Genomic DNA, 3,782 nt, shown 5'->3' on the forward strand with positions numbered 1-3,782 from the left:
ACCACGGTGAGGTCTGGCTGGCTGTCGATGATGACGCGGAGGCTGCCGCGCAGCAGAGACTCGTCATCGGCGAGCAGCACGCGGATCACGGGCGTGTCCGCGTCTGCGGGAGACGTCATGTTGTGGCCTCCCGGGGAAGGGTGGCGTGCACGCGGTAGCCAGTGCCGTAGCTGCCGACGCTCAGGGCCCCGCCGTGCACGGCGAGGCGTTCGCGCAGCCCGGTGAGTCCGTGCCCGGCACCGGGATGGGTCCGCCACCCCGGTGCGGGCCCGTCGTCGCGGATGTCGATGTCGATGATGCCGCGCGCGGCGGTGATGGTGACCCGCGCCGTGGTCGGGCCGGCGTGACGGAGCGTGTTCGCGAGGGCTTCGCGGACGACCGTGCAGACGGTGAGCTGGGCGCTGCCGCTGACCGGGCCGAGATCGGCGAGCTCGAAGCGAATGATCAGGCCGGCCTGTTCAGCGTTGCGCACGATCGCCGGCAGCTCGGTCAGGGTATCGGCGGGACGCAGCGGCGCGGGGTCGGTGCCGGGCGTTCTCAGCAGCGCGAGCATGCGTCGCAGTTCCAGCGTGGTGGCCCGGCCGATCCGCTCAATGTCGGCCATCGCCCGCTCTCGTTCGCTGTCGGCGTGCTCGCCGGTCAGGTATCCGGTGGCGGCGGCGCGGACGGTGATCAGTCCGAGGCCGTGGGAGGCGAGGTCGTGCAGGTCCCGTGCGATCCGCAGCCGTTCCTGCTCCACGGCAGCAGCGGCGGTCCAGGCTTCCAGCCGCTGCTCGAACGCGATCCGCTGCCTGCGGGCGCGGTGCACCGCCCAGAACCAGGCGGCCGTCGCCGCGGCGACCGCGGCGACGGTGAAGAGGCGCAGCACGAGGGTCGCGTTTTCGCTCAGAAATGGCGCGACACACAGGACGAGACCAACGACGACGGCGATCGCGATCCAGGCGCGCGAGGGCGTCCACGCCGGCCGCTCAGGAGTCGCCATACCGTCCAGCTTACGAAGGACAGCCGGGGGAGTCCTCACCTTTCCGGGTGAGATCCGGAGGCGCGATACCCCCTGTGGGACCAGGGACCCGGGGGTGAGTCAGCGGGAGGAACGTGGTTGCTGAAGGCGATCCGTTCGGTGCCGGCCTCGGATTGACTGGAGTGCATGCAGACTCCAGACTCCCGCACCACCGTGTCCCCTCCGCGTCCCGACCCCGTTCGGGGCCGCCGGTTTCTCTGCGCCAGCGGTGAGGGCGCAGGATGACGGCGCGACCCGGTGCGCGGGGACCAGCCTCGTTCTCCGGGGAGTTCCTGAAGCTGCGTTCGTTCCCCGCGGTGCGCAGGACCCTGTTGCTGGGCCTGGTCGCGGTGACCGCGATTGCGGCGTTCGGGGTGTTCCAGACGATCCGCTTCGTGGACATAGGCCGGGGCGATGAGACGGGCGGATTGAGCGTTGCCGAGTGGCCGACGGTCGCCCTGAACTTCGGCGCGGTGATCCCGATCCTGCTGGGGGCGTGGGTGTTCGGCCAGGACACGGCCCAGGGCCCCCGACGCGTCGCGTTCCTTGCCACTGCTCGCCGGGTCCCGCTCGCGCTGGCGAAGCTCGCCGTCGTCGCTCTCGTCACCCTCCTCGCGGGCATCGTCTGCACCGCCGGAGCCCTCGCACCGTTGCTGCTCTCCGGCGCCAGCGGCGAGGGCGCGACGGTCGAGCTGACCCGGTACGGGTGGCTGATCGGCTACTGGGTGCTGATCGGGTTGATGGCCGCCGGCATCGCCGCAGCCACGCGCAACATGGTGCTCGCAGTCGTGCCGCTCCTGGCCTGGACCGTCGGGCTCGCGGACCTGCTCGTCGGACGATTCCCCGTGCTCACCGCGTCGATCGACCAGGTCGCCAAAGCCGCCTACCGAGGCGGCATCGCCCCGTCCGGACCCGAGGCGATCGCCGTCGCCGCGCAGGTCCTCATCCTGACCGGGGTCGGCGTCGCCGTGTTCGCGCGCCGCGACTCCGCCTGACCTCGTCCAGCCCGTGACCCGACCGCAGACCAACGAAAGGCAAGCACCGTGATTGCAGTAGACAACGTGACCAAGAGGCATGGCTCCATCGTCTCGGTGAACGAGGTGAGCTTCACCGCCGACGCCGGAGTCGTCACCGGGCTGCTCGGCCCGAACGGGGCGGGCAAATCCTCGATCATGCGCATCATCTGCGACCTCGACCGCGCCGACTCCGGCACGGCGACCGTCAGCGGGCGTCGGTTCCGGGAGCACCCGATCCCGATGCTGGCCGTTGGCGCGCAGTTCGAGGGTGCCGGCGCGCACCCCTCCCGCACCGCGATCGAGCATCTGCGGTGGGTCGCGCGCACCAACCGGCTGCCGAAACACCGTGTGACCGAGGTGCTGGAGCTGGTCGACCTCCAACCGCGGGACTGGAAGCGCCGAGTCCGCGAGTACTCTCTGGGAATGCAGCAGCGCCTGGGGATCGCAACCGCCATGCTGGGCGACCCGCAGACGGTGATCTTCGACGAGCCCGCCAACGGTCTCGACCCCATCGGCATCCAGTGGCTGCGTGGCCTGCTGACCGAACTCGCCCGCGAGGGGAAGACCGTGCTGTTGAGCTCGCACCTGATGGGCGAGACCGAAATGATCGCCGACCGCGTCGTACTCATGGATCGGGCCCGTGTGATCGGCAGGGGAGCGGTTGCCGATTTGGTGACCGAGCACGGCAGCCTGGAGCAGGCGTTCTTCAGCCGTCTGGAAGCCTCCCGCGACGGGACCGCGACCGCGGGGGGCGGACAGCCATGACGTTCCGCGACATCCTCGCCGGAGAAGCCCGCAAGGCACTCACCCTGCGCTCGCTGACACTCGCGACCCTGATCTCCACCGTCGTGATGCTGGCGTTCACCCTCGTTGACGCGCTCGCCGCAGTCCTGGTCAACCCTGCCCGCGGCTCCGTCTCTGGACTCCCCGGTATCGATGCGGGAACGTATTGCTTTTTCTATTTTTCGTTCCTGCCGATCATCATCGCCGTGTTGGTGACCTCAAGCGAGTACGCGGGCGGACAACTGACCGTTTCGATGCTCGCCGTCCCGCGCCGGGGTGCGGTGCTGGCCGCCAAGCTGGTCACCGTCGTGGTCGCGACCCTGGGCCTCGCGATTCTGCAAGCGGTGATGATCCTGGCCTGTTACCAAGGGATGCTCGGGGAGAACTCCGTGTTCGCCACCGGAGGGGGGTGGCAGCATCTCGGGCTCCTCGCCCAAGGCGTCCTCTACTGGCTCATGTTGGGGGTCCTGAGCATGAGCGTGGCGGTCATCTTCCGACAGCAAACAGGCGTGCTCGCCGTGATGGTCTCCCTGGCGTTCCTGAGCACACCGCTGCTGATGATCAGCACGGCGATCTTCCAATATTTGCCGGCCAACGTCGGCACGATGATGTTCATGGCACGTGAGGATGTGAGCAACATCGCCTCCGATCCCGGAGCGCTGATGGGGGTTCCCGCGGCGACTGCGGTGACGGTGCTGTGGAGCGTGGTCGCGATCATCGCAGCCGCGATCGTCTTCACCCGCCGCGATGTCGGCGCGCGACTGGCCAGCGCAGAATGACCAGGCCTCTGTCCTCGGGAGCGGGCGGTGAACGCCGTGCGCATGGGTGATGTCCTCGCCGCGCCAGCAGTACCGGACCGCCCGGCGGAGGCGCTGGCGCACCTCGCCTGGCAGCGCCATCTCGACCGATCAGCACCCCCAGCCAACCCCACTCAGAACGGAGCACAGCCATGAACAAGAAGCCCCTGAAAGCCGTCGGAATCG

4 protein-coding genes and 1 pseudogene are annotated in these 3,782 nt (G+C 69.1%); 3 read left to right on the forward strand and 2 right to left on the reverse strand.

The window, feature by feature from the left end; translation table 11 throughout:
* Positions 1-119 (reverse strand): annotated as a pseudogene (locus OOT08_RS16240) (response regulator); the annotation flags it as partial.
* Complete coding sequence (locus OOT08_RS16245; protein WP_325093866.1) at positions 116-808, reverse strand: sensor histidine kinase; 693 nt, start codon at positions 806-808, stop codon at positions 116-118. The pseudogene OOT08_RS16240 and the gene OOT08_RS16245, both read right to left, overlap by 4 nt.
* Positions 809-1,242: 434 nt before the next feature.
* On the opposite strand from OOT08_RS16245, the gene OOT08_RS16250 reads away from it, so the two are divergent.
* The 3 genes from OOT08_RS16250 to OOT08_RS16260 are packed head-to-tail and all read left to right on the forward strand — an operon-like array spanning position 1,243 to position 3,578.
* Positions 1,243-1,995, forward strand: coding sequence for a hypothetical protein (locus OOT08_RS16250; protein WP_325093868.1), 753 nt, complete (start codon positions 1,243-1,245; stop codon positions 1,993-1,995).
* A gap of 48 nt (positions 1,996-2,043) precedes the next feature.
* Positions 2,044-2,781, forward strand: coding sequence for an ABC transporter ATP-binding protein (locus OOT08_RS16255; protein WP_325093870.1), 738 nt, complete (start codon positions 2,044-2,046; stop codon positions 2,779-2,781).
* The gene (locus OOT08_RS16260; protein WP_325093871.1) at positions 2,778-3,578 is read left to right on the forward strand and encodes a hypothetical protein; all 801 of its coding nucleotides are present in this window, start codon (positions 2,778-2,780) and stop codon (positions 3,576-3,578) included. Before OOT08_RS16255 ends, OOT08_RS16260 begins: the two co-directional genes overlap by 4 nt.
* The last annotated feature ends 204 nt before the right edge of the window (positions 3,579-3,782 follow it).

Origin of the sequence: Leucobacter sp. M11 (assembly GCF_035726885.1) — a bacterium.
Lineage (GTDB): Bacteria > Actinomycetota > Actinomycetes > Actinomycetales > Microbacteriaceae > JAPFRB01.

Coding starts and splice junctions, on each gene's coding strand:
- OOT08_RS16260 (WP_325093871.1), top strand. CDS start 2,778: ATGACGTTCCGCGACATCCTCGCCGGAGAAGCCCGCAAGGCACTCACC.
- OOT08_RS16250 (WP_325093868.1), top strand. CDS start 1,243: ATGACGGCGCGACCCGGTGCGCGGGGACCAGCCTCGTTCTCCGGGGAG.